This window comes from Acetobacter lambici, from assembly GCF_011516885.1.
Lineage (GTDB): Bacteria > Pseudomonadota > Alphaproteobacteria > Acetobacterales > Acetobacteraceae > Acetobacter > Acetobacter lambici.
Window position 1 is genome coordinate 41028 of sequence record NZ_WOTD01000012.1, and the last position, 22817, is coordinate 63844.

The 22817-nt window shown below is 60.2% G+C and carries 18 protein-coding genes; 15 read left to right on the forward strand and 3 right to left on the reverse strand.

The window, feature by feature from the left end; genetic code table 11:
- Nucleotides 1-120 precede the first annotated feature (120 nt).
- The 4 genes from recN to GOB86_RS07710 all read left to right on the forward strand — a co-directional run bounded on the left by recN (nucleotide 121) and on the right by GOB86_RS07710 (nucleotide 7706).
- Nucleotides 121-1842, forward strand: a complete 1722-nt coding sequence (recN, locus tag GOB86_RS07695; RefSeq protein WP_165991773.1) for a DNA repair protein RecN — start codon at nucleotides 121-123, stop codon at nucleotides 1840-1842.
- Between the two features lie 26 nt (nucleotides 1843-1868).
- The gene (ligA, locus tag GOB86_RS07700; protein ID WP_194301129.1) at nucleotides 1869-3929 is read left to right on the forward strand and encodes an NAD-dependent DNA ligase LigA; all 2061 of its coding nucleotides are present in this window, start codon (nucleotides 1869-1871) and stop codon (nucleotides 3927-3929) included.
- Between the two features lie 223 nt (nucleotides 3930-4152).
- The gene (gene ppdK, locus GOB86_RS07705) at nucleotides 4153-6828 is read left to right on the forward strand and encodes a pyruvate, phosphate dikinase (RefSeq protein ID WP_165991800.1); all 2676 of its coding nucleotides are present in this window, start codon (nucleotides 4153-4155) and stop codon (nucleotides 6826-6828) included.
- A gap of 50 nt (nucleotides 6829-6878) precedes the next feature.
- On the forward strand, nucleotides 6879-7706 hold the full coding sequence (locus tag GOB86_RS07710; protein ID WP_165991775.1) for a pyruvate, water dikinase regulatory protein: 828 nt from the start codon (nucleotides 6879-6881) through the stop codon (nucleotides 7704-7706).
- A gap of 130 nt (nucleotides 7707-7836) precedes the next feature.
- Here the strand turns inward: GOB86_RS07710 and GOB86_RS07715 are convergent, their stop codons facing one another.
- Complete coding sequence (locus GOB86_RS07715; RefSeq protein ID WP_165991776.1) at nucleotides 7837-8229, reverse strand: hypothetical protein; 393 nt, start codon at nucleotides 8227-8229, stop codon at nucleotides 7837-7839.
- Nucleotides 8230-8433: 204 nt separating this feature from the next.
- Between GOB86_RS07715 and GOB86_RS07720 the strand changes: the two genes are divergently transcribed.
- Nucleotides 8434-9045: an IMPACT family protein gene (locus GOB86_RS07720; protein ID WP_165991777.1), complete on the forward strand. Its 612-nt coding sequence runs from the start codon at nucleotides 8434-8436 to the stop codon at nucleotides 9043-9045.
- Here the strand turns inward: GOB86_RS07720 and GOB86_RS07725 are convergent.
- Nucleotides 9042-9446: a hypothetical protein gene (locus GOB86_RS07725; RefSeq protein ID WP_165991778.1), complete on the reverse strand. Its 405-nt coding sequence runs from the start codon at nucleotides 9444-9446 to the stop codon at nucleotides 9042-9044. The two genes, GOB86_RS07720 and GOB86_RS07725, sit on opposite strands and share 4 nt — an antisense overlap.
- 308 nt (nucleotides 9447-9754) lie before the next feature.
- Here GOB86_RS07725 and GOB86_RS07730 point away from each other — a divergent pair, with 308 nt between their 5' ends.
- From GOB86_RS07730 to GOB86_RS07750, 5 genes are all read left to right on the forward strand, one after another.
- Entirely contained in the window at nucleotides 9755-11134 is a 1380-nt protein-coding gene (locus GOB86_RS07730; protein WP_165991779.1) for a class II 3-deoxy-7-phosphoheptulonate synthase, read from the forward strand.
- A gap of 109 nt (nucleotides 11135-11243) precedes the next feature.
- Nucleotides 11244-12437, forward strand: a complete 1194-nt coding sequence (locus GOB86_RS07735; RefSeq protein WP_165991780.1) for a nicotinate phosphoribosyltransferase — start codon at nucleotides 11244-11246, stop codon at nucleotides 12435-12437.
- A 9-nt stretch (nucleotides 12438-12446) separates the two neighbouring features.
- Nucleotides 12447-12887, forward strand: a complete 441-nt coding sequence (locus GOB86_RS07740) for a hypothetical protein (protein ID WP_165991781.1) — start codon at nucleotides 12447-12449, stop codon at nucleotides 12885-12887.
- Between the two features lie 115 nt (nucleotides 12888-13002).
- Entirely contained in the window at nucleotides 13003-14334 is a 1332-nt protein-coding gene (gene gltX / locus GOB86_RS07745) for a glutamate--tRNA ligase (protein ID WP_165991782.1), read from the forward strand.
- A gap of 180 nt (nucleotides 14335-14514) precedes the next feature.
- Complete coding sequence (locus tag GOB86_RS07750) at nucleotides 14515-15804, forward strand: haloacid dehalogenase-like hydrolase (protein WP_165991783.1); 1290 nt, start codon at nucleotides 14515-14517, stop codon at nucleotides 15802-15804.
- A gap of 78 nt (nucleotides 15805-15882) precedes the next feature.
- On the opposite strand, the gene GOB86_RS07755 is transcribed toward GOB86_RS07750, so the two are convergent.
- Nucleotides 15883-18267 (reverse strand): heavy metal translocating P-type ATPase, encoded by a 2385-nt coding sequence (locus tag GOB86_RS07755; protein WP_165991784.1) that lies wholly within the window; start codon nucleotides 18265-18267, stop codon nucleotides 15883-15885.
- 128 nt (nucleotides 18268-18395) lie between these two features.
- Between GOB86_RS07755 and GOB86_RS07760 the strand changes: the two genes are divergently transcribed.
- The 5 genes from GOB86_RS07760 (at nucleotide 18396) to GOB86_RS07780 (ending at nucleotide 22721) form a co-directional block, all read left to right on the forward strand.
- Entirely contained in the window at nucleotides 18396-18812 is a 417-nt protein-coding gene (locus GOB86_RS07760) for a hypothetical protein (protein ID WP_165991785.1), read from the forward strand.
- Between the two features lie 67 nt (nucleotides 18813-18879).
- Complete coding sequence (locus GOB86_RS07765; protein ID WP_242012549.1) at nucleotides 18880-20601, forward strand: copper resistance system multicopper oxidase; 1722 nt, start codon at nucleotides 18880-18882, stop codon at nucleotides 20599-20601.
- Complete coding sequence (locus tag GOB86_RS07770) at nucleotides 20598-21683, forward strand: copper resistance protein B (protein ID WP_338421517.1); 1086 nt, start codon at nucleotides 20598-20600, stop codon at nucleotides 21681-21683. The genes GOB86_RS07765 and GOB86_RS07770 overlap by 4 nt, the downstream gene beginning before the upstream one ends.
- A 163-nt stretch (nucleotides 21684-21846) precedes the next feature.
- Entirely contained in the window at nucleotides 21847-22179 is a 333-nt protein-coding gene (locus GOB86_RS07775; protein ID WP_165991787.1) for a metal-sensitive transcriptional regulator, read from the forward strand.
- A gap of 98 nt (nucleotides 22180-22277) precedes the next feature.
- A complete protein-coding gene (locus tag GOB86_RS07780; RefSeq protein WP_165991788.1) occupies nucleotides 22278-22721 on the forward strand; it encodes a hypothetical protein in 444 nt (147 codons plus the stop codon).
- The last annotated feature ends 96 nt before the right edge of the window (nucleotides 22722-22817 follow it).

Sequence of the window (22817 nt, forward strand, 5' to 3'; positions counted from 1 at the left end):
GCCTTCCCGCCCGGAGCTAGGATATGCCTGTTCAGGCTCAAGCGGGAACAGGCGCAATTCTTTGGTCTGTTCCGCAGACTCCAGTCATTTAAGGTGTGAACCTAAAAGCCGGATGTCGCCATGCTGACACATCTTTCCATCAGAGACGTTGTGCTGATCGAAGCACTTGACCTTGCCCTCCACCCCGGCTTTACCGCCTTAACGGGGGAGACCGGGGCCGGTAAATCCATTCTGCTGGACAGTCTGGGTCTGGCCATGGGCGAACGCGCCAATGCGGGTCTGGTCCGCTCCGGTGCGGAAGAGGCCCGCGTAACCGCGTGTTTTGAAACACCGGCCAGTCATACGGTTTACACACAGCTTGAAGAACAGGGCATTCCCGCCGACAAGGGCGAACCGCTGGTTCTGCGCCGCGTTATCTCGCGCGAGGGGCGTTCACGCGCATGGATCAACGATCAGCCTGTGGGGCTGACCCTGCTGCGCAAGATCGCCTCCGCCTTAATTGAAATTCAGGGCCAGCATGAGCAGATGGGGCTGGCAGATGCCTCCACCCATCGTGGCCTGCTCGATGCCTATGGCATTAAACCGACCCTTCTCAAAAAAATAGCACAGACCTTTGCCCATTGGCAGGAACTGCGCCAGAACCTTGCCGCCGCCCAACAGGCACTCGAAGACGCCGCGCGTGAGGAAGAATGGCTGCGTCATACGGTGGACGAACTATCCACACTCGCCCCCCAACCGGGGGAGGAAAGCCAACTGGCACAGCAGCGCCATGCGCTCCAGCAAGCCGAACGCCGGGGCGAGGCCGTTGCTGCCGCCCTGTCCGAACTCACCCCGCGCGACCGCCGCTCCACCGGACCAGCAGCAGCCCTGCGCGCGGCCAGCCGTGCTCTTTTACGTCTGGTTCCGTCCTCTGCCTCGGACAACGCAACACCAGAAACCGACGCACTGACCAACCGCACAACTGAAGCCCTGAGTGCGCTGGAAAATGCGGAAAACGCACTGGCCGAGGCCGAAAGCCTGCTCTCCCGCCTTATGGCGGATACGGAAGCCAACCCGCGTGAACTGGAGGAAACCGAGGAACGGCTGTTTGCACTGCGCACCGTTGCCCGCAAACACAATGTTCTGGTGGATGAACTGGCCGCCCTGCTCGCCCAACTCACAGCCCGCCTGCATGCGCTGGACAATGGCGCTACCGAACTGGAGAGCCTGCGACAGGCAACAGAAGAAGCCCGCCTTGCCTACATGACTGCGGCACGGGAACTAACCGATGCCCGCACCCATGCCGCCAAAAAAATGGAGCAGGCCGTAACTGCCGAACTTAAGCCGATCAAGCTGGAAAAAGCCCGCTTTCTGGCAGAGTTGCAGCCCCTACCTCCAGAGCAGTGGAGCCGCTACGGCATGGAGCAGGTCACATTCCTTATTGCAGCCAACCCCGGCCAGCCCCCCGGCCCCATTGCCAAGGTGGCCTCCGGTGGGGAACTGTCACGCCTGATGCTGGCACTCAAGCTGGTGCTGGCCGGGCAATCTGGCATTGGCACGCTCATTTTTGACGAAATTGATGCAGGGGTTGGCGGGGCAACTGCTGCCGCCATTGGTGAGCGCCTGCACCGACTGGCCATGACCGTGCAGGTGCTGGCCGTCACCCACAGCCCACAGGTCGCTGCCAGTGCGGATGCCCACCTGCGTATTGGCAAACAGACCCGCAACGGGCAAACAGCAACCCACGCCATAGCTCTGGCCGAAACAGAACGTAGGGAAGAAATCGCACGTATGCTGGCAGGAGACACCATTACCGACGCGGCCCGCGCCGCCGCCGCCAGTCTGCTGGAACCCAGAAAATGACAACCAAGCCCACCCCGGTCGCGGAGATGGACCTCCAGCAGGCCCGCGCGGAGCTGGCTGAACTGGCCACCCGGATTGCCCACCACAACACCGCTTACCATGGGCATGACGCACCAGAAATAAGTGATGCAGACTACGACGACCTACGCAGGCGCTACAATGAGCTTGTTGCGCACTACCCTGACGCAGAACCCGAGAACAGTGCCGCCAATACGGTAGGGGCCACCCCCGATAGCGCTTTTGGCAAGCATATCCACCTTGTTCCCATGCTCTCGCTCGACAATGTGTTTGACCGCGAGGACTTTGAAAACTTCATAACCCGTGCGTCCCGCTTTCTAGGGCTGGAACAGACCGAAGCCTCCACCCTACGCCTGACCGGCGAACCCAAGATTGATGGTCTTTCCATCAGCCTGACCTATGAACATGGCTTATTTACACGCGGAACCACCCGAGGCGATGGCACCGAAGGCGAGGACGTAACCGCCAACCTGCGCACCCTGCGCGGCCTACCTATGGCATTGCCCGCTCCGTACCCGGACCTGATTGAAATCCGGGGCGAGGTCTTCCTCTCCAAAGCTGATTTTATCGCGCTCAACACTGCACAGGAGGAGGCCGGCAAACGCCTGTTCGCCAACCCGCGCAACGCGGCGGCTGGCTCCTTGCGGCAGTTGGACCCGAGCATTACGGCCCAACGCCCGCTCTCGCTTTTTGCCTATGCGCAGGGGTATTGCTCGGACAAGGCAACCCGCAGCCACGGGGACTATCTGGAGCAGCTCAGGGCATGGGGGTTTGTGGTCAACCCGCTCTCGCGCCAGATTGAGGGGGTGGCTCAGGCCGAAGCCTTTTTTGATGAGATCAGCCGCGCACGCGCCGAACTCGCTTATGATATTGACGGTGTTGTCTACAAAATAGACGACCTGAGTTTGCAAGAGCGTCTGGGCTTTGCTGGCCGTGCCCCACGCTGGGCCACAGCGTGGAAGTTCCCTGCCGAGCAGGCCATTACACGCCTGAACGCCATAGAAATTCAGGTAGGCCGCACAGGAGCGCTAACCCCTGTTGCCCATCTGGAACCCGTTAATGTTGGCGGCGTACTTGTGACCCGCGCCACCTTGCATAATGAGGATGAGATCAACCGCAAGGACGTGCGCGAGGGAGATCTGGTGTTCGTCCAGCGTGCGGGGGATGTTATTCCGCAAGTCCTTGGCGTTGCGCCATCGGGCACGGATACGACCGAGCGCAAACCGCTATTCCATTTTCCCGACCATTGTCCGGTATGTGGAGCGCTGGCTGTCCGCCCCGAAGGCGAGGTCGTGCGCCGCTGCACTGGCGGGCTGACCTGTCCCGCCCAGGCCGTGGAGCGGCTGATCCATTTTGTCTCCCGCCTTGCGTTTGACATTGATGGACTTGGGGACCGCAGTATCCGCGAGTTTTATGAGGCCGGGCTGATCCGCACCCCAACGGATATTTTTCGGCTTAAAACCCATGCGCCAGCACTGGAACAGCGCGATGGCTGGGGCGAACAGTCCGTGCGCAATCTGCTTCAGGCCATAGAGGAACGGCGCACGATCTCACTCTCGCGCTTTATTTACGCGCTGGGTATCCGCCGGATCGGGGGGAGCAACGCCCGCCTGCTGGCCCGGCATTATGGCACATACGCCAACTGGCTACGCCAGATGGAGGCCGCCACCATCATTGGCTCCGATGCCCGGCTGGAGCTTGGCTCCATTACCGGCATTGGCAACGCCATTGCAACGGACGTGGTGGCCTTTGTGGCCGAACCCCACAACCAGAGCACGCTGGCCGAACTGAGCGCCGAGTTGCACATTACGGAAGAGACGGCCCCCAGTGGTGGCCTGCTTGCGGGCAAGACCATTGTCTTTACCGGCACGCTACTGACCATGACACGGCCAGAGGCCAAGGCCACAGCTGAACGCATGGGGGGCAAGGTATCCGACTCCGTGTCCAAAAAGACCGATCTGGTCGTGCTGGGGGAAAAAGCCGGGTCCAAGGCCAAAAAAGCCGCCGAACTGAACATCCAGACCATGGATGAAGCAGAATGGAACGCCTTTTGCACAACAAACGGATAGAAGCGCCACACCCGCAGTTTTTTACCATTTACCTGTAAAAGAGAGATTGCCCGACGGCCAAATCTGCGCCATGCTGGCGAGCAACGAAGGGGTGGAGTTCGTCGTCCAAACCAAAAATAAAAATTCCGTGCCCAGTCCGGCTGCTGTTCCGGTATCCCCTGTTCCCATCCCCTCGGTCGGAACTTCAGCTCGTCTGGCACAAAAGAATGAAGTGAACGGCAAAATGACCAAGTGGATCTACAGTTTCGGTGCTGGCCAAAGCGAAGGCAACGCCGGGATGCGCAATCTCCTCGGCGGCAAGGGCGCCAATCTGGCGGAAATGGCCAATATTGGCCTGCCCGTGCCCCCCGGATTTACCATTACCACTGAAGTCTGCACCGCCTTTTACGATAACGGACGGAAGTACCCGGCCGAGCTGGAAGCCCAGCTTGAAGCCGCAATGGGTCTGGTGGAAAAGGCCATGGGCCTGCGCTTTGGCGACGCCGAAAACCCGCTTCTGGTCTCCGTCCGTTCTGGCGCGCGCGTTTCCATGCCCGGCATGATGGACACAGTGCTCAACCTCGGTCTGAACGACACGACGGTTGAAGGCCTTGTCCGCTCCTCCGGCGATGCCCGTTTTGCATGGGACAGCTACCGCCGCTTCATTCAGATGTACGGCTCCGTTGTGCTCGGTGTGCCGCACCACGAATTTGAAGACCTGCTCGAACAGGCCAAGCGCGCCGCTGGCAAGCTGGATGACACCGCCCTGACCGCCGAAGAATGGCAGGACGTTGTGAAAAGCTACAAGCAGATCGTGCAGTCCGAAACAGGCACCCCCTTCCCCGAAAATCCCAAGGACCAGCTCTGGGGCGCCATTGGAGCCGTGTTTGGCTCATGGATGAACCCGCGCGCCAACACCTACCGCAAGCTGCATGACATTCCCGCAAGCTGGGGTACGGCTGTGAATGTCCAGTCCATGGTGTTCGGCAACATGGGGAACGACTGTGCAACGGGCGTGTGCTTCACCCGCGACCCGTCCACGGGCGAAAACATCTTTTACGGTGAATACCTGATCAACGCGCAGGGTGAGGACGTTGTTGCCGGTATCCGCACCCCGCAGCCCATGGCGGAAAGCCGCTCGGTCGCGGGTCAGACCTCGATGGAAAAAGCGCTGCCCAACGCTTATGGCGAACTGCTCAAGGTCCGTGACCTGCTTGAACGCCACTACCGCGATATGCAGGACATCGAGTTTACGGTTCAGGCCAACAAGCTTTACCTGCTCCAGACCCGCTCGGGCAAACGCACCGCAGCCGCAGCCCTGCGCGTGGCCATTGATATGGCCAAGGAAGGCCTGATCACGCAGGAAGAAGCGGTGACCCGCGTTCCTCCCGCATCCCTTGACCAGTTGCTCCACCCGGTACTGGACCCCAAGGCCGAACGGCAGTTGCTGACCCGCGGCCTGCCCGCATCCCCCGGCGCGGCAACCGGTATTATCGCTTTCTCCGCCGAGGATGTGGAAGACCGCGCCGCCAAGGGTGACGACGTTATTCTGGTGCGTATTGAAACCTCACCCGAAGACGTGCACGGCATGCACGCAGCCCGTGGCGTACTGACCACACGCGGCGGCATGACCTCCCACGCAGCCGTTGTGGCCCGTGGCATGGGCCGCGTGTGCGTGGCTGGTGCTGGCAGCATTGCTGTGGACTACAAGGCCCAGACCATGACCGTGGACGGCCATACGCTTAAGGCGGGTGACTGGATTACGCTCGATGGCGGCACCGGTGCAGTGTACAAGGGCCGCGTTCCCACCATTCCGCCCACCCTTTCGGGCGATTTTGCAACCCTTATGGGCTGGGCAGACGGTGTGCGCCGTCTGGGCGTGCGCGCCAACGCCGAAACCCCCGAGGATGCGGAAACCGCACGCCGCTTTGGCGCGGAAGGTATTGGCCTGTGCCGGACCGAACACATGTTCTTCGGCCCCGACCGCATTGGCCATGTGCGCCAGATGATCATGGCGGATGATGCCTCAACACGCGCCCGCGCCATTGAGGCCCTGCTGCCATTCCAACGGAGCGACTTTACCGAACTGTTCCGCATTATGGCGGGCCTGCCGGTGACCATCCGCCTGCTCGACCCGCCGCTGCACGAGTTCCTGCCGCATGGTGAGGCCGAACTGGCCGATGTTGCCAAGGCACTGGGCAAGGATGTGGAAAGCCTGCGCGCACGCCGCTCGGCCCTTTCCGAATCCAACCCCATGCTGGGCCACCGTGGCTGCCGCCTTGGCATTACCTACCCCGAAATCTACGCCATGCAGGTGCGTGCCATTGCTGAGGCCGCACTGGACATTGCAAAGGAAACCGGTAAGGCCGTGGACCCGGAAATCATGATCCCGCTGATCGGCACCAAGGCCGAACTGGATCTGGTCCGCAAATCCTGCGAAAGCGTGATTGCCGATGTGCTGAGCGAACGTGGTGCGCAGTTGTCCTACAAGATCGGCACCATGATCGAACTGCCCCGTGCAGCCCTGACTGCTGACCAGATTGCCCAGAGTGCTGACTTCTTCTCCTTCGGCACCAACGATCTGACCCAGACAGCTCTTGGCCTGTCGCGTGATGATGCTGGCTCGTTCCTGCCTGAGTATGTGGAAAAAGGTCTGCTGCCGCAGGACCCCTTTGTATCCATCGACCGTGAAGGCGTGGGCGCACTGGTGCGCATGGGTGTGGAAAAAGGCCGTGCCTCCAAGCCTGACCTCAAGCTGGGCATTTGCGGCGAGCACGGCGGCGACCCGCTCTCCATCGCGTTCTTTGAGGAAGTCGGGCTGGATTACGTCTCCTGCTCCCCCTTCCGTGTGCCCGTGGCCCGACTGGCCGCAGCACAGGCAGCCCTTGCCACACGCAATAACAAGGCTGTTAAAGCCTAAGGAAAGAATGGCCGCCCCCAACCGGGGCGGCCATTTTTCAATCTGATATCATGCAAAAAATTCTTACTCTCCACCTCGTATCCGAGGCGACGGGGCAGACGCTCGATTCCGTGGCGCGGGCCTGCATAGCGCAGTTCCCCAATACGGAAGTCCGGCTACGGCACTGGAACCTGATCCGTACCCAGATCCAGCTCCGGCGGGTTTTGCGGCATATTGCCAATAACCGTGGGCCGGTCATGTCCACCCTGACGGACCCGATCCTTCAGGCGGATATGGAAGCAGGCTGTGCGAGCCTTCAGATCAGGCTGTTGGACGTACTGGACAACGCCCTGCACTTTCTGGCCGAGGAAACAGGGGAAGAGGCAACCCGCCACCCCGGCGGCCAGTACATTATGGACGAAAACTACTACCAGCGCATTGAGGCCATGCATTACGTGCTGGCCCATGATGATGGGCAGGAAACGCGCGGCCTGAACAAGGCTGACGTTATTCTGGTTGGTGTGTCCCGCGTGTCCAAAACACCGACCTGCTTCTATCTGGCCAACAGGGGCATAAAGGCTGCCAACGTGCCGCTGGTTATGGGCATAGAACCACCCGAAGCCCTGTTTACCACGACCAAGCCGGTTATTGGCCTGACCATAGACCCCGAACGCCTGATTGAAATCCGCCGCAACCGCCTGAACCAGATGATACCGGGCAAGTCCCGCCCGGAAGCCATAACGGATTACGCGTATATTGATCTGGAAAAAGTGCAGGAAGAACTGCACTGGGCAAGGCGCTTATGCCGCCGCCATAACTGGCCGGTCATTGATGTGACACGCCGTTCCATTGAGGAGTCCTCTGCCTCCATACTGGAACTGATTGCCACAACCACCTGAATACCCCTACGCCCTCCATTCTGCCCCTGAACGTGGCAAGAGTGGAGGTATGGGAGCCTGCTCCCGGCCTTCTGGCTCTGGCGTTAGTAAACCAGAGCCATGCTTTTTTCTGAGTAAGCTTTAAGGTGGCCTAGTCGGCCATTTCCTGAGCTGTCAGTCTTTGCACCCGGATAGCCTGCCCCTGTGCGTTATAATAAATCACGCTGCTACCACGGCGTTGAGCATACCCATCAGGCTGACCGTCCTTGGTCCAGAACAGCAGGCGGTTTGTATCGGGCTGCTCCACTATTCTGTCCCCCTGCGGGACAAAGTGGTATTTGCTAAAGTCCTTGTGTGCACGCGGCAAAGGTAACTTGCCCGCCAGATTATGCATGCTGGACGCACGATGGGCGTCCGAATCATCATCATCCCCACCATTCAGCGGGTCGCCATCGGCATATGCGGGAACACCGGCCACCAAGGGCAGTGCAACCGCACACAGACCGAACATGACTTTCCATTTTTTACGGAATACCGGCATCATGTCGGTGCTTCCTCCTTTATCCAGACCTCTGATGGCAAGGCTTGCCAGTTGTGGGCTTACCGTATCACAGGTTAACGCCTGTTACCGCGTTACTCCTGTTACAAAAGACTGTCAGCCCCCAGTTTTGCATGGGCAATCACCCATCACTGCCGACCCACGCCACCTGACTTGCCCGAACCGGAGCGGAAGGGATAAGAAGGCCGCATGACACAAACGCTGGTCGGTCCTTTTTTGCTGGAACGGGATATTAAAAAAAGCCGCTTCCTTGCGCGCGCCACACCCATTGCCAGCATTGCCGAAGCCGATGCCTTTATTGCCAGCATTGCCGCAGCCGAGCCAGACGCGACCCACCATTGCTGGGCGTGGCAGTTTGGCCCCCATTGCCGCTGCCACGATGCGGGAGAACCCTCTGGCACGGCAGGTCGGCCTATCTTGCAGGTGGTTGTGGCCCAGAAGCTGGACCGGGTCGCTATTGTGGTGTCACGCTGGTTTGGGGGGATCAAGCTTGGTGCGGGCGGTCTGGTCCGCGCTTATGCTGGCACAGCCGCCGAATGCCTGCGCGAAGCCCCGAAGGAAGAACTGATCGAGCGGGTCAGGCTTGGATTCCACTGCCCGTTTTCTTTGCTGGGGATTGTTCAGGCGCGCCTGCCTGAATGGGGTGTTGAAGCCGAACCGCCCGTTTTTGATGAAAACGGCGCCTGGTTCCAGCTTTTGCTCCCCCTGGCTCTGCAACACGACGTGTGTGCAAAGCTGACCGACCTGACTAGTGGTCAGGCCGATATCCGTCTTATAGAGGACGAACCAACAGCCACCTAGCGGGGGGTAACCCACCCGTTGCCTGTGGAATCCCCCACCTGCCCGGAGCCGAACGGCCCGGAATTCTGGTAGGCCGAACCATAACGCGACAGGTCCGAACCCGTAACCGAATCCCTGTGCACCTTGGCCAGATGGTCCGGGTCATCACCATGCTGGAACTCCATGGATGGAGCATCCTGATAACCGGGGGGCAGGCTACGGTGCCCATGTACGGTTTTTGATTCGGTCGATTTACCTGCACCAGCCCCCGTATCCATGTTGCCGCTCCCTTCGGAGAAGGAAACATCACCATCAGGGGTCATCAGGGGGTCCGCGTGGGCAACACTTACCGCCCCCACAAGGCTTGCGCCCATGAGAAGGCCGGACATTACGTTTACAAACGGTCTACGCAGCTGCGCCATTGCGCGTTACCCCGCAAGAAAAAAGAAAAAACACCCCACTCGGGCCATAAACCAATGGCCGCGCGGGTTCCGTACTGGCAACCCTTATCACACCAAAAGTGCAAAAAACCAAATTCTCTGGCCAAGAGTGGAGCAGATGCCACACCATTGACCAGAACATGGCTTGAGCCAGCAAACGCTATTTGCGTAATCCGTGCATATTGGACATAAAGGCACCCGCCTTTGGCAAATTCATGCCCAAGAGAGATTGTTTTTACCATTCTGCTTACCATCTGTGTGTAATCAGCCCAACCGAACAGGAACGCGTTATGAGTGCCACGCTCACCCAGCCCAACCCGACGTCTGAGACCTGGATGCCGGATAGCTGGCGTTCGTTTCCGTTCAAGCAGATTCCCACCTATCCGGACGCCACCGCACTCAAGACCGTGGAAGACCGGCTGAGCGCCTACCCGCCACTGGTTTTTGCGGGCGAAGTACGCCGCCTGCGCAACCATCTGGCTCAGGCCGCACAGGGCAAGGCCTTTGTGCTGCAAGGTGGCCCGTGTGCGGAAAGCTTTGGCGAGTTCAAGGCAGACATCGTGCGCGACACGTTCCGCGTGCTGCTGCAAATGGCTGTTGTGCTGACCTTTGGTGCCAAGGTGCCGGTCATCAAGCTCGGTCGCATGGCCGGGCAGTTTGCCAAGCCCCGCTCCTCCGACATGGAAACAGTGGATGGCGTAAGCCTGCCCTCCTACCGCGGCGACATCATCAACGGGCCGGAATTCACGTCTGAGGCGCGCATTCCCGACCCCACGCGGATGGAAACGGGCTACTTCCAGTCCACCGGAATCCAGAACCTGCTGCGCGCCTTCTCCCGCGGGGGGTACGCCAACCTGCATGAGGTCCACCGCTGGAACCTTGGGTTTGTTGAGCGTTCCCCGCTGGCCAACCGCTACCGCACCATGGCCGAACGCATTGGCGAGACCCTTGCCTTCATGCAAGCCTGCGGGATTGACGCAGCCTCCTCCGCACAGGTGGATGAAACCGAGTTCTACACCTCGCACGAGGCCCTGTTGCTGCCTTACGAGCAGGCTCTGACCCGTGTCGATTCCACATCGGGCGAATGGTATGACTGCTCGGCCCATTTTGTCTGGATCGGGGACCGCACCCGCCAGCCCGATGGCGCGCATGTGGAGTTCCTGCGTGGGGTGCGCAACCCCATTGGCATCAAGGTTGGCCCCACCACCAGCGTGGAAGACATTAAAAGCCTGACCAGCATCCTCAACCCACGCAACGAGGCCGGGCGCATTACCCTGATCTCACGCATGGGGGCGGAAAAGATCGAGCAGTTCCTGCCCCCGCTCATGCGCGCGGTCAAGGAAACGGGGCAGCCGGTCACATGGATCAGTGACCCGATGCATGGCAACACCATTTCCACCGGCAGCAAGGTCAAGACCCGCTCGTTCGATGCGGTCATGAAGGAAGTGAAAGGCTTTTTTGCCGTATGCGCGGCAGAGGGCGTTCCCGCTGGCGGTGTTCACCTGGAAATGACCGGCCAGAACGTGACCGAATGCGTAGGCGGTGCCCAGCGCCTGACCGAAGAGGACCTTGGCGCACGGTACGAAACCTTCTGCGATCCGCGCCTCAATGCCGAACAGTCACTTGAACTGGCATTCCTGATTGCGGAGGAGTTGACCGGCCGCAACTAAGGCCGCGCCGCTCTTTGCCTGATCACAGAAGCGGGGGGTGGTCTTTACGCCACCCTCCATCACACCCATCATCTGTGCAGTGTATTTGGCAGAAAAGAGCATTTCAGCAATGACGCAATCCCCTACTGGTGTGGCAGCCCCCGGCATTTCCACCGCTCAGGCGACCACCGCCCTGACGGATGCCGAAATCCGCGGCCGCACGGACTCCTACTTCAACCGGACCCGCCAGATAGTAGGCCACTTTGGGGATTGCGAGGTCACTTACGCCTTTTTCCTGCGCTGCCCTGTTATTTCCGCCCCCGGCATTATGCTGGAATGGCTGAAAAACGTTATGGCCGAACGCAATAGTGACTACTCGGTCGACCTGCTCCACCCCGAAGGCGAATGGGTGGGGGCGGGCGAGCCACTGGTTTATATTACCGGCTCGTTCCTGCATCTGGCTGATCTGGAAACACTTCTGCTCCAAAAGCTTGGCAGTTCCTGTGTTGCGGCCCTGCGTGCCTACCAGATGGCGCTCTCCCTGCCACAGGCCCGTTTTCTGGCCATGGATGCCCGGCACTGCGCTGGGTATGAGATGCAGGAACTCATGGCCTATGCCGCCTCCATTGGTGGACGGGCCGCGCAAAAGGACGGGGCCGTGGGCTTTGTTGGCACCGCCAACGATGCTGTCTCCGCCTTTTTTGGCACAACGCACGGGGCGGGCACCATGCCCCACGCCCTTATCGGCTACGCGGGTTCCACCGTGCGCGCGGCGGAAATGTTCCACGAAACTTTTCCCAATTCCGACCTTGTGGTGCTGGTGGACTATTTTGGGCAGGAAATAACGGACGCGCTGGCCGTGTGCCACCGGTTTGAGGAACTGGCCAAAGCAGGCCGTATTGCCGTGCGGCTGGACACACATGGCGGACGGTTTATGGAAGGGCTGAACCCGCAGGAATCCTATACCGTGGTCAACCGCCATGCCCCCGAGGCCCTGCGCCGCTACCGCTCCGACCGGGAACTGCGTTACCTGATCGGCACCGGCGTTTCCGCCGCGTCTATCTGGAAAATGCGTGAGGCACTGGATGGGGCGGGGTTTGAGCAGGTGCGGATTATTGCCTCCTCCGGGTTTGGCGTAACCAAATGCGCCTGCATGGCCGACGCCCATGCCCCCATAGATGTTGTTGGCACAGGCTCGTTCATTCCCGAAACATGGAACGAAACCTACGCAACAGCCGATATTATTTCGTACAACGGTGTTGAGCGGGTTAAAATCGGGCGCGAATTCCTGTTCGCCTCCGCCCGCAACAAAAAAGACAGCTAAGGAAAATCCATGAACGAAACAGCCCCCCCGCAGGAGCAAGGCTGGAAAGTCCGTATTCTGGACCTGTCCGGCGGTGCTGAAGACAATATTGTGGAAGATGTTGGCATTTTTCATGACCTTGCCCACGCCAACGCCTTTGCCCGCGCCTATGTGCGTGACAGCGTAGAACGCTGCCGCATGCCCGGCGCCTCCGCCAAGGACGTGCTGGACACATGGACCAGCTTTGGTGAAGACGCCGTGGTGATCGACGCCGAAGAAGACGGCTGGCGCTCAGCCAACGAACTGGATGATTTTACCGCAACCCCCGCAACCTCCATGGAACGCGACTGGCGCATGCTGGACCCCCGCCGACTGGTGGATGGGGAGGAAATCATTCTTGAAGAAGATGACGCAGAAACGGAAGAGGACGATACCGAACCGTTCGACCCCGGCCTGCATAACCTGCACTAAGCCCCACCCGCAGGCAGGGGCAGCAGCAAACCGCGCGCGGCATGGCTGCCCCTCCCCTGTTTTCTGTTTCCTTCGTGCTGGTCTTTCCAGCCCATTCACGGCATAAGCCTCTGTTATGAAACTCCGCTTTGCGCCCAGCCCTACCGGCCTGCTCCATGTGGGCAATGCCCGCCTTGCCCTTGCCAACGCCCTGTTTGCCCGCCGCAACAAGGGTAAGTTCCAACTGCGTATAGATGATACGGATACCGCTCGCTCGCGCGAGGAACTGGTAGGCGCCATCCAGCAGGATCTGGAATGGATGGGCATTACATGGGACGAGACCTTCCGCCAGACCGAACGGCTGGACCGCTACGCCGCCGCCATTGAAAAACTCAAGGCATCCGGCCACCTGTACCCCTGCTTTGAAAGCGAACAGGAACTGGCCGCCAAGCGCGAAACCCAGATCCGCCAGCGCCGCGCCCCGGTGTATGACCGCGCCATGCTGCGCATGACCGAACAGCAGCGCGCACAGGCCGAGGCCAATGGCAAGGTGCCTTACTGGCGCTTCAAGCTCTCGGGCCGCATTGTGCGCTGGCGCGATCTGGTGATGGGGGATTGCCACGTCAAGCTGCCCTCCGTCTCCGACCCGGTGCTGGTCCGCACCGATGGTACGGTTCTGTATACGCTGGCCTCGGTTGTGGATGATCTGGAAACAGGGATCAGCCACATTATCCGTGGGGAAGACCACGTGACCAACACCGGCGTGCAGATTGACATTGCAGAAGCACTGGGCGCTCGCCCCGACCACTTCCGCTTTGCCCACCTGCCCCTGCTGCTGGACGAAAACGGGGGCAAGCTCTCCAAACGCTTTGATGCATGTTCCCTGCGCACCCTGCGGCAGGATGGGGTGGAGGGGGAAGCCCTGATCTCCTACCTTGCCCGGCTTGGCAGCTCGGACGATCCGGCGTTGATGCCGTTTGACGCCCTTGCCCAGAGCTATGACCTGTCTCACATTTCGCGCTCGGCCGCACGGTTTGATACACGCCAGCTACTGGCCATGAACCACCGCCACCTTGCCCAACTCCCCTTTGCCGCAGTAGCGGAAAAACTGCCCAAGGGTGCAACAGAAGCCTTCTGGCTGGCCATCCGCAGCAATATCGACCTGCTGTCCGAGGCCAAGCTGTGGCTGAGTGTGGTGGAGGGAGACATCATCCCCCCCGTGCAGGAGGAAGATGAAGCGTTCCTTAAGGATGCCGCAGCCCTGCTCCCGCCCGAACCATGGGATGAAGGCACCTGGAAGGCATGGACCGCCGCCATCAAGGACCAAACCGGTCGTAGTGGCAAAGCGCTGTTCCACCCGCTCCGTGTTGCCCTAACGGGGGAAGAGCATGGGCCTGAACTGCGCGACCTGCTCCCGCTTATTGGCCGCAAACGCGCACTGGGCCGCCTGCTGCCCTCCCTCATCTGAACCACAACCGGCACCTGCCCCATGGTCCCATCGGGTTAGGTGCCGGGGCCATGGGGCACACCCCACGTGGCGGATTTGTGAAACACCTTTTGCTGCCTGTTCGCATAACATGACTTGACCGTGCGTGTTCTCGCCTTTCAATAGGGTTTACACTGCATCTTCTGTCAGTCTGGATTTTGTATGCGCCCCGTTCTGCACCGCCGTACATTTGGTTTGGGTCTGACCGCGCTTTTAGCCACCCCCACAATCGGGCGGGCGACCGGTCTGCCCGACCTGATGGACCGCCCCCCTCCTGAACTGGAGGAACTGAAGTGGCACCCTCCGCTACGCGAGGCCATTCAGGCGCTGATCAATGCGCATGGCCATTATTCCGACACGTATAACGGCAATGCCCCCCCCTATGTTGTTATGGACTGGAACAACACAGCTATTGTGGGCGATGTGCAGCAGACGCTGTTTGTGTTCATGCTCGAACATTTCTGCTTCCTTATGCCTGCGCAGAAGTTCCGCAAACTGATCCATGTTCATGCGTCCACCCACCCCCTGCCCGCACCTTTTGCAAACATGGCTGGCCAGCCGGTTACTTTTCCCGATCTGGTGACCGATATTGTCGAAGATTACAGCGCGCTGGCAGCCCGCTACGGGCATATGCCCCACCCCATTGCGCGGGAGGAATTACAGGACAACCCCGCCATGCTGGCGTTCAGGGCACGTATGGCGTTCTGCCATCAGGCGGTGGCCGCCCTGCATGGCCCCGATGCCGCACAGCAATGGATGATCCGGCTGGTAGCCGAGCAGACCCAGACCGATGTGATCGCCCTGAGCCGCGCCGCCAACGAATGGTGCCTTGGAGCCTCCATTACCAATCAGAAGTGGGTCTGCCCCTCCTCCCGCCCCGGCAAGGCTGGTCCGGTGCAGGCGGATATGACCCAGATGCTGCGGCTTACGCCTGAAATGGGCAACCTGCTCCAGATTTTGCAAGAACATGGCATAGACCCCATTATCTGCTCCTCCGCACTGGAGGATCTGGTGGCCCTGTTCGCCACGTCGGCTGAATATGGCTATAATCTGCGGCACGAGCATGTGTTTGGCGCACGACTTGTGGAGCATAAGGGCGTTATGGAGCCGACCGAGGCTCCGCACTATCCGTTCCCCGCGGGCGCTGGCAAAACCGAGTTGATCCGCGTTCATTTTGAACAGAAAAGAAAACAGCCCCCGCTCATGATCTTTGCGGGAGAAAGCAGTTCTGCCGATCTGCTCAGATCCTTCCCCGATACGTCTCTTTGCTGCCTGATCAACCGCAAACAGTCCGATGATATGGAGGTCTTCCTGCGCGAGGCCGCAAAGCCTACCGGAGCCAGCACTCCCCGCAGGCTTTACCTGCAAGGGCGCGACGAAAACACGGGCGAGTGGCGACCCCATGCCACCAGCCTGCTGCTCGGCAGCACCACGCCTACTCTACCCACGTAAAAAAGCCCCGTTGACCTCCGCCACTCGCCAGCCGCGCCCGAGAGCGTGGGCAGCACGACAGAGGCCCACGCGCGCGGGTCACGCGGACCAGCGCCTGCGCGCCTTCCAGCGGTTCAGCAGCAGGGAATTGCTGACAACACTGACGGAACTCATGGCCATGGCGGCCCCGGCCAGCACCGGGTCCAACAGGCCAAAAGCCGCCAGCGGCAACCCCAGTATGTTGTAAATGAAGGCAAAAAACAGGTTCTGCCGGATTTTAGCTACCGTTGCGCGCGAGAGTGAGACCGCATCAACCAAGGCTGTCAACTGGCTGCGCACAAGCACAACATCCGCTGTTTCGAGCGCAATATCCGCCCCCGCCCCAATGGCAAAGCTGACATCGGCCAGAGCCAGCGCCGGAGCATCGTTTATGCCATCACCCACCATGCCCACGCAGTGCTGGCCACCAGCACGGAGCCGGGCGATCTGGGTGGCCTTGCCATCAGGCAGCACTCCGGCCACGACCTCGTCTATCCCCACCTGCCGGGCCACGGCCTGAGCAGCGCGTTCGTTATCCCCACTCAGCATGACCACACGCAGGCCCTCGCTACGCAGCGCGGCTATGGCAAGCTGGGCCTCCGGGCGCACCTGATCAGCCAGCCCAAAATAGGCCACCACGGCACCCGCGCGGGCCAGCGCCACAATACTCTGCCCCCGCGCCTGCCAGCCATCGGTCAAAGCCGTATCAACCGGGCAACCAAGCTGGAGCATGTAGGCAAGGGAGCCAAGATGCACGTCCTCCCCGCTGGCCCGCGCCTGCACCCCATGCCCCGGTATGGCCTTGAAGTCGGTTATGGCGGCAGGCTCCACCCCGCGCGCCGTGGCATAGGCCACAATGGCGCGGGCCAGCGGGTGTTCCGAACTTTGCTCCAACGCGCAGGCCAGCCCCAGCATTGTCTGCTCATCCACGTCCGGTGCGCGCTGCACCTGCACAACCCCGGGCCTGCCCATGGTCAGGGTGCCTGTTTTGTCCGTGACCAGAATGTCCATTTTGCGCGCCTGCTCCAGCGCATCCGCATTGCGGAACAGAATACCCGCCTGCGCGCCAAGGCCCGTGCCGACCATAATGGCCGTAGGCGTTGCAAGCCCAAGCGAGCAGGGGCAGGCAATGACCAGAACGGACACCGCGTTTACCAGACTTGCTCCAAAATCCCCCGTAATGGCCCAGCCCAGCCCCAGAGCCAGCACCGCCAGCCCCAGCACCGCAGGCACAAACACCGCCGCCACACGGTCGGCCAGACGTTGCACGCTGGCCTTGCTGCCCTGTGCCTGCTCCACCATACGCACAATGCCCGAAAGCACGGTTTGCGCGCCAACCCTGCTGGCCTGCACACGCAGGGCACCGGTCTGGTTGAGCGTGCCTGCAAACACACGATCACCTTTGGTTTTGGCAACGGGGGCACTTTCCCCCGTTAACATGGCCTCATCCAGATCGGACTGGCCGTCCAGCACCTGCCCGTCCACGGCAACACTTTCGCCCGGGCGGACCATAAACACATCGCCGGGTATGAGCTGCTCAACCGGCTGTTCAACCCACTGGCCATTGCGCTCCACATGGGCGGTGCGGGGTTGCAGGTGCAACAGGCTCTGCATGCCCGCACTGGCTCGGGCCTTGGCGCGGGCCTCCAGCAGCCGCCCGAGCAGAACAAGGGTTACAACCAGTGCGCTGGTCTCGAAATACACAGGCTGATCCAGCCCAAAAGCCGTAACAACCGTACTGAACACAAAGGCTATGCCGGTGCCCATAACCACCAGCACATCCATATTGGCAGCCCCATTGCGTAGCGCATGCACGGCACCACCATACATGGCCCGGCCACACCAGACCTGCACAACACCCGCCAGCACAAACTGCCCCCACAACGGCAGCATGGCGGCATGGACACCGGCCAGCATACCCAGCATCTGGCCCAAAAAGGGCAGGCTGAGCACGGCAGCCAGCACAAAATTACGCCATTCACGCCGCCATTCGGCCTTGTGCTGGCGGTCCTGCGCATCCGGGTCCTGCTGGCTGTACACTGTTGCGCCGTAACCGGCTTTTTCCACCTGGGCGATCAGTGCGGCCACGTCCACAACACCGGGTATAAAACTGACATGCGCGCGCTCGGTCGCCAGATTGACCGTGGCCTGCACGGACGGCAGGGCATTGAGCACTTTTTCCACCCGATTGACGCAGGAGGCACATGTAAGCCCACTTAAGGCCAGATCAACACTGGTGGTTTCGGGCACAAACCCGGCCCCCCGCACGGCAGCAAGTACTGGAGGAAGCTGGGTAGCCACGTCATCCAGCGTAACCTGCGCCCGTGCGGTGGCAAAATTGACCCCAGCCTGAAGGCCCGGCTGGCGGTTGAGCACTTTTTCCAGCCGAGTGGCGCAACTGGCGCAACTCATACCTCCAACGGGAAAACTGACAATCTGGCTCATGCTCTTGTTGCTCCGCGCCCATGGTCGCACAGACCGGGCCAAACATGCTTACGCACGGGGGATATGAACGGGGTTTGGCCGCATCCATTCTTCTTGCCATATATGCCCCCCAGGGGTATATTTAAAAGATGTTGTGCCTGTTTTCCCTTCGCCAGATGGTTCTGGGTTGCCTGCTTGTGCTGGCCGCCGCCACTGGTCTGCTGGCACCGCACACCCCGGCACAGGCAGCCCATACGGGCATGGTCCACGCGACCATGCAAGGTGCCGCACATGCCACCATGGCTAACGCCACCACCATGCACCACCATAGCCCAACGGCCATTGGCTGCCCGTCCACCACAGCGGCCACGCACCACCTTATGCACCACCATGCCGCGTGTTGCATGACGGGTAACGCCCTGTCCGTTGTGGATACATCTGTTGGCATGCAGCCCATTGGCTTTTTGTGGCACACCCGCGCGCGCCCGGTTTTTGCCCCTGTGACCGCCCTGCCCGACCGCAGGGCAGCGCCATTGCTACGCCCCCCCAAACTGCACACGGCCTGACCACCCCGCCGGAGCAACAGCTCCGCCTGATCAGCCATACGTTCTGTACCTATGCAGAGCGTGCAGTATGGACCCATACACCATGCCCGTATCCTCCCCCCGTAGTGGAAGAGGCCTTGCGCGCCGCCAGTTCATAACTGGCGCCAGCGCACTTGCCGCCATGACCGGCCTGCCTACCGCCCGCCGCGCACAGGCTGACACCCCCTTTGCTACCGCCATACCGACCGAAGCACGCTCGGTTTACGACCTGAACATAAGCCCGCTACCCTGCACCATAGCGGGCAAAACCCAGACCATACCCGCCATGAATGGCAGCATGCCCGGCCCCACCCTACGCTGGCGCGAGGGGGACATGGTGACCCTGAACGTTCATAACCATCTGGCCGAGGACACATCCATCCACTGGCACGGCATACGCTGCCCGGCCGACATGGACGGCGTGCCCGGTCTGAGCTTTGGCGGCATTGCACCGGGGAAGAGCTTTGCCTACCGCTTTCCCGTCCGGCAGAGCGGGACTTACTGGTACCACAGCCACTCCAACATGCAGGAAGCGCGCGGACTATATGGGGCCATCATTATTGACCCGCGCACACCTCAGGCCAGAACATGGGAACGGGATTACGTTATTATCCTCTCCGACTGGTCGGACGTGGCCCCGCACGACATTATCAGCAATCTGAAGTTTCAGGACGATTATTATAATTTTCGCCAGCGCACGGCGGTTTCCCTTGTGCGGGACGCCCGGAAGGAGGGGCTAGGACCGGCCATAAAAAACCGCCTGCAATGGGCGGGAATGAACATGTCCGCCACCGATATTTCGGACGTGACCGGCATTATCTACACCTACCTGATGAACGGCTGCACGCCCGACACCAACTGGACCGGGCTGTTCCGCCCTAACGAGCGCATCCGGCTGCGCTTTATCAACGCGTCCTCCATGACCTTTTACGACATTCGCATTCCCGGCCTGCAAATGGATGTGGTGCAGACCGATGGCAACGATGTGGACCCCGTACGGGTGGATGAGTTCCGCATTGGTGTGGCCGAAACCTATGACTGCATTGTCCAACCCAAGGACAACAAAGCTTATACCATTTTTGCCCAGACGGAGGACCGCACCGGATTTGCACGTGGCACTCTGGCCCCACAGAAGGGCATGCAGGCGGCCATTCCCCCCATGGACCCACGCCCCGTGCGCACCATGCTGGACATGGGCATGCCTGAAACCATGAAGGGCATGGACATGAAAGGGATGAACATGAAAGGGATGAACATGCCCCGTCATACGCCCCCCCTTAATGTGGAAAACCAGAACATAGCCCGCATGCCCACAGACCGGCTGGCCGACCCGGGCGACGGCCTGCGTAACAATGGCCGCCGGGTGCTCAGCTATGCTGACCTGCGCGCCACACGCCCGGCGGAAGATACCCGCCCCCCCTCGCGTGAGATCACACTCCATCTGACCGGCAACATGGAGCGCTACATATGGGGTTTTGACGGCAAAAAATTCTCAGAAGCCGAGCCCATTCCCCTGCGGTTGGGCGAGCGGGTACGTTTTACCCTGATCAATGACACCATGATGGAACACCCCATCCACCTGCACGGACTATGGAGCGAACTGGAAAACGGACAGGGTGCCTACAACCCGGTCAAACACACCATTATTGTGCAGCCGGGGAGCAAACTCAGCTACCTTGTCTCGGCCGACACACCGGGATTATGGGCCTATCACTGCCACCTGCTTTACCACATGGACCTTGGTATGTTCCGCACCGTGGTGGTGTCATGAGTCCATACCTGCGCACAGCCCTCAGGGTTCTCCTGCTCGCCGTGGCGGTTCTGGCCCCCGGCCTGCTGCCATCTCAGGTCATGGCCAACCCGAACACCATGCCCGACATGGATACAATGGACGACATGCCCGGCATGGATATGAGCCATGACATGGACATGCAAGCTCCCCCGGCCGCGCCCAAGCCCGCGCCAAGCGGGCACAGCGCGGCACAGCATGGCCCAGCCAACCCCGGCATGGGGTTACATGGCATGCCAGCCCAACCAGCCCACCCCACTGGCACTGGCACTGGCACTGGCACTGGCACTGGCACTGGCGCGCATACACCAACCCCATTCCACGTAAACCTACCCGCACTGGCCCCCAGCAACCAGTGGCCTGCCAGCGCGCCCCCCACGCCAGTCGTGCATTACGTGCACAACATGCCCCCCGTTATGGACCACAACACGTATTTTCATGTTCTGATGGAGCAGTTTGAAGGCCGCTACACAGCGGGGGACAGCCTGCTGCGCTATTCCGGCCAGAGCTGGTTTGGCACTGACCACGACAAACTGTGGATCAAGTCCGAAGGTACGGTTGACGGGCACCGCCATATGACCGACGGCGACCACGAGTTTTTGTACGACCATGCCATTTCCACGTATTTTGATGTGCAGGCCGGGGTGCGTCTGGACCTGGACAGTGGCCCCACCCGCGCATGGGGGGCTGTTGGGGTGCAAGGGCTGGCTCTGTATTTTTTTGATGTTTCGGCCACGGCCTACTTCAACGCCCAAGGGGTGGCAGGCAAGCTGGAAGGCTCCTACGACCTGCTGATTACCAACCGCCTGATCCTGCAACCCCAAGCGGAGTTCAACTTCTACTCCCATACCGACCCACAGCGCGACGTAAGCCGGGGTTTTTCCGATATTGATGCCGGGTTACGCCTGCGTTACGAATTCAAACGCAAGATTGCCCCCTATATTGCCGTGACCTATGCAGGCCACTATGGCAACACCGCCAGCCCCCGGGCCAACTGGCGTGGCCAAGCCGATAACGGGCCGGAGGATATCCGCTTTACCTTTGGTGTGCGCACATGGTTTTAGCCTGCACACGGGCCTGAAAAACCCCGTGTGCCCCTTTTGCGTCCAGCGCGCAGGCATTCTACACAGACACAAGACCTATATTCCGCGACCAAGGAGGGGGCGAGCACAGTTGTTGCGTGCCTGCCCCCGCCCTGTTTTTAAAAAACAACCAGCAGAATGCCCCATGTCCACAGATAAAACCGGTTGCCATGCCTGCGCCTCTCCAGCCCCCATCAACGCGGAGCGGCACGTTACCCAACCCAACAAAACAGCCCTGATCAACCGCCTCAAACGGATTGAAGGGCAGATCGGGGGTATTCTCAACATGGTGCAGGATGACCGCTACTGCGTGGATATTCTAACCCAGCTTTCCGCAGTCAAATCCGCACTGGATGGCGTGGGGGTGCAGATCCTGACCTCTCACGCCAAAGGCTGCGTGCGCACCGCCATAGCCGAAAATGGTGGGGAGGAAGCACTTGAGGAACTGATGGGCGTTATCCGCAAAATGGTAAAATAGGCAGAGGCATTAAGCCCTGTTTTTGACCAGCTTGACGGATGCCCTAAGACGTGTGCCCCTGTATGCAGCGTTTATGCGGATATCAATGAGGTTTTGCCATGGTACGGTTATCAATCGGTGATCATGTTTCTGATATCAAAGGAACCCATGACGGCAAACTTGTCGATATTGATGGCACCACCGGCTATGTGCTGCAAAGCAACGGGGTGGAAATCGAATTTCCCCTGCAACAGCTCAAACCTTACGAAGCTCCCAAAGTGGCCGAAGTCCGCACCCTGTCCGGGCCTTTGCGGGACAAGCTTCTAAACTCCTCACAAAAAGCCCTTCTAGCGTCCATTCCCGCATCCCTTATGGCGGCAATTGCCAAAAGTTATGATGCAGGGAGCATTGAGGCAGGATCACGCCCACCTTTTGCGGCACTCCCGGACTCAAAAAGGCTGGAAATCATCCGTATCTATCTGCCAACACTTCCGCAGCGCCTGCTGGCTTCGCATATGAATCTGGTTGTCGCCATACGAGACAGTGGCAAGTCATCCCCGTAACCTGCCCTGTATTATTTTACTGTTAAAGATGTGTTCAAACACATGCTGCGGGCGGTCCAGCCAGCCGTAGCCGTGTTCCGTCATATTGACGCAGTC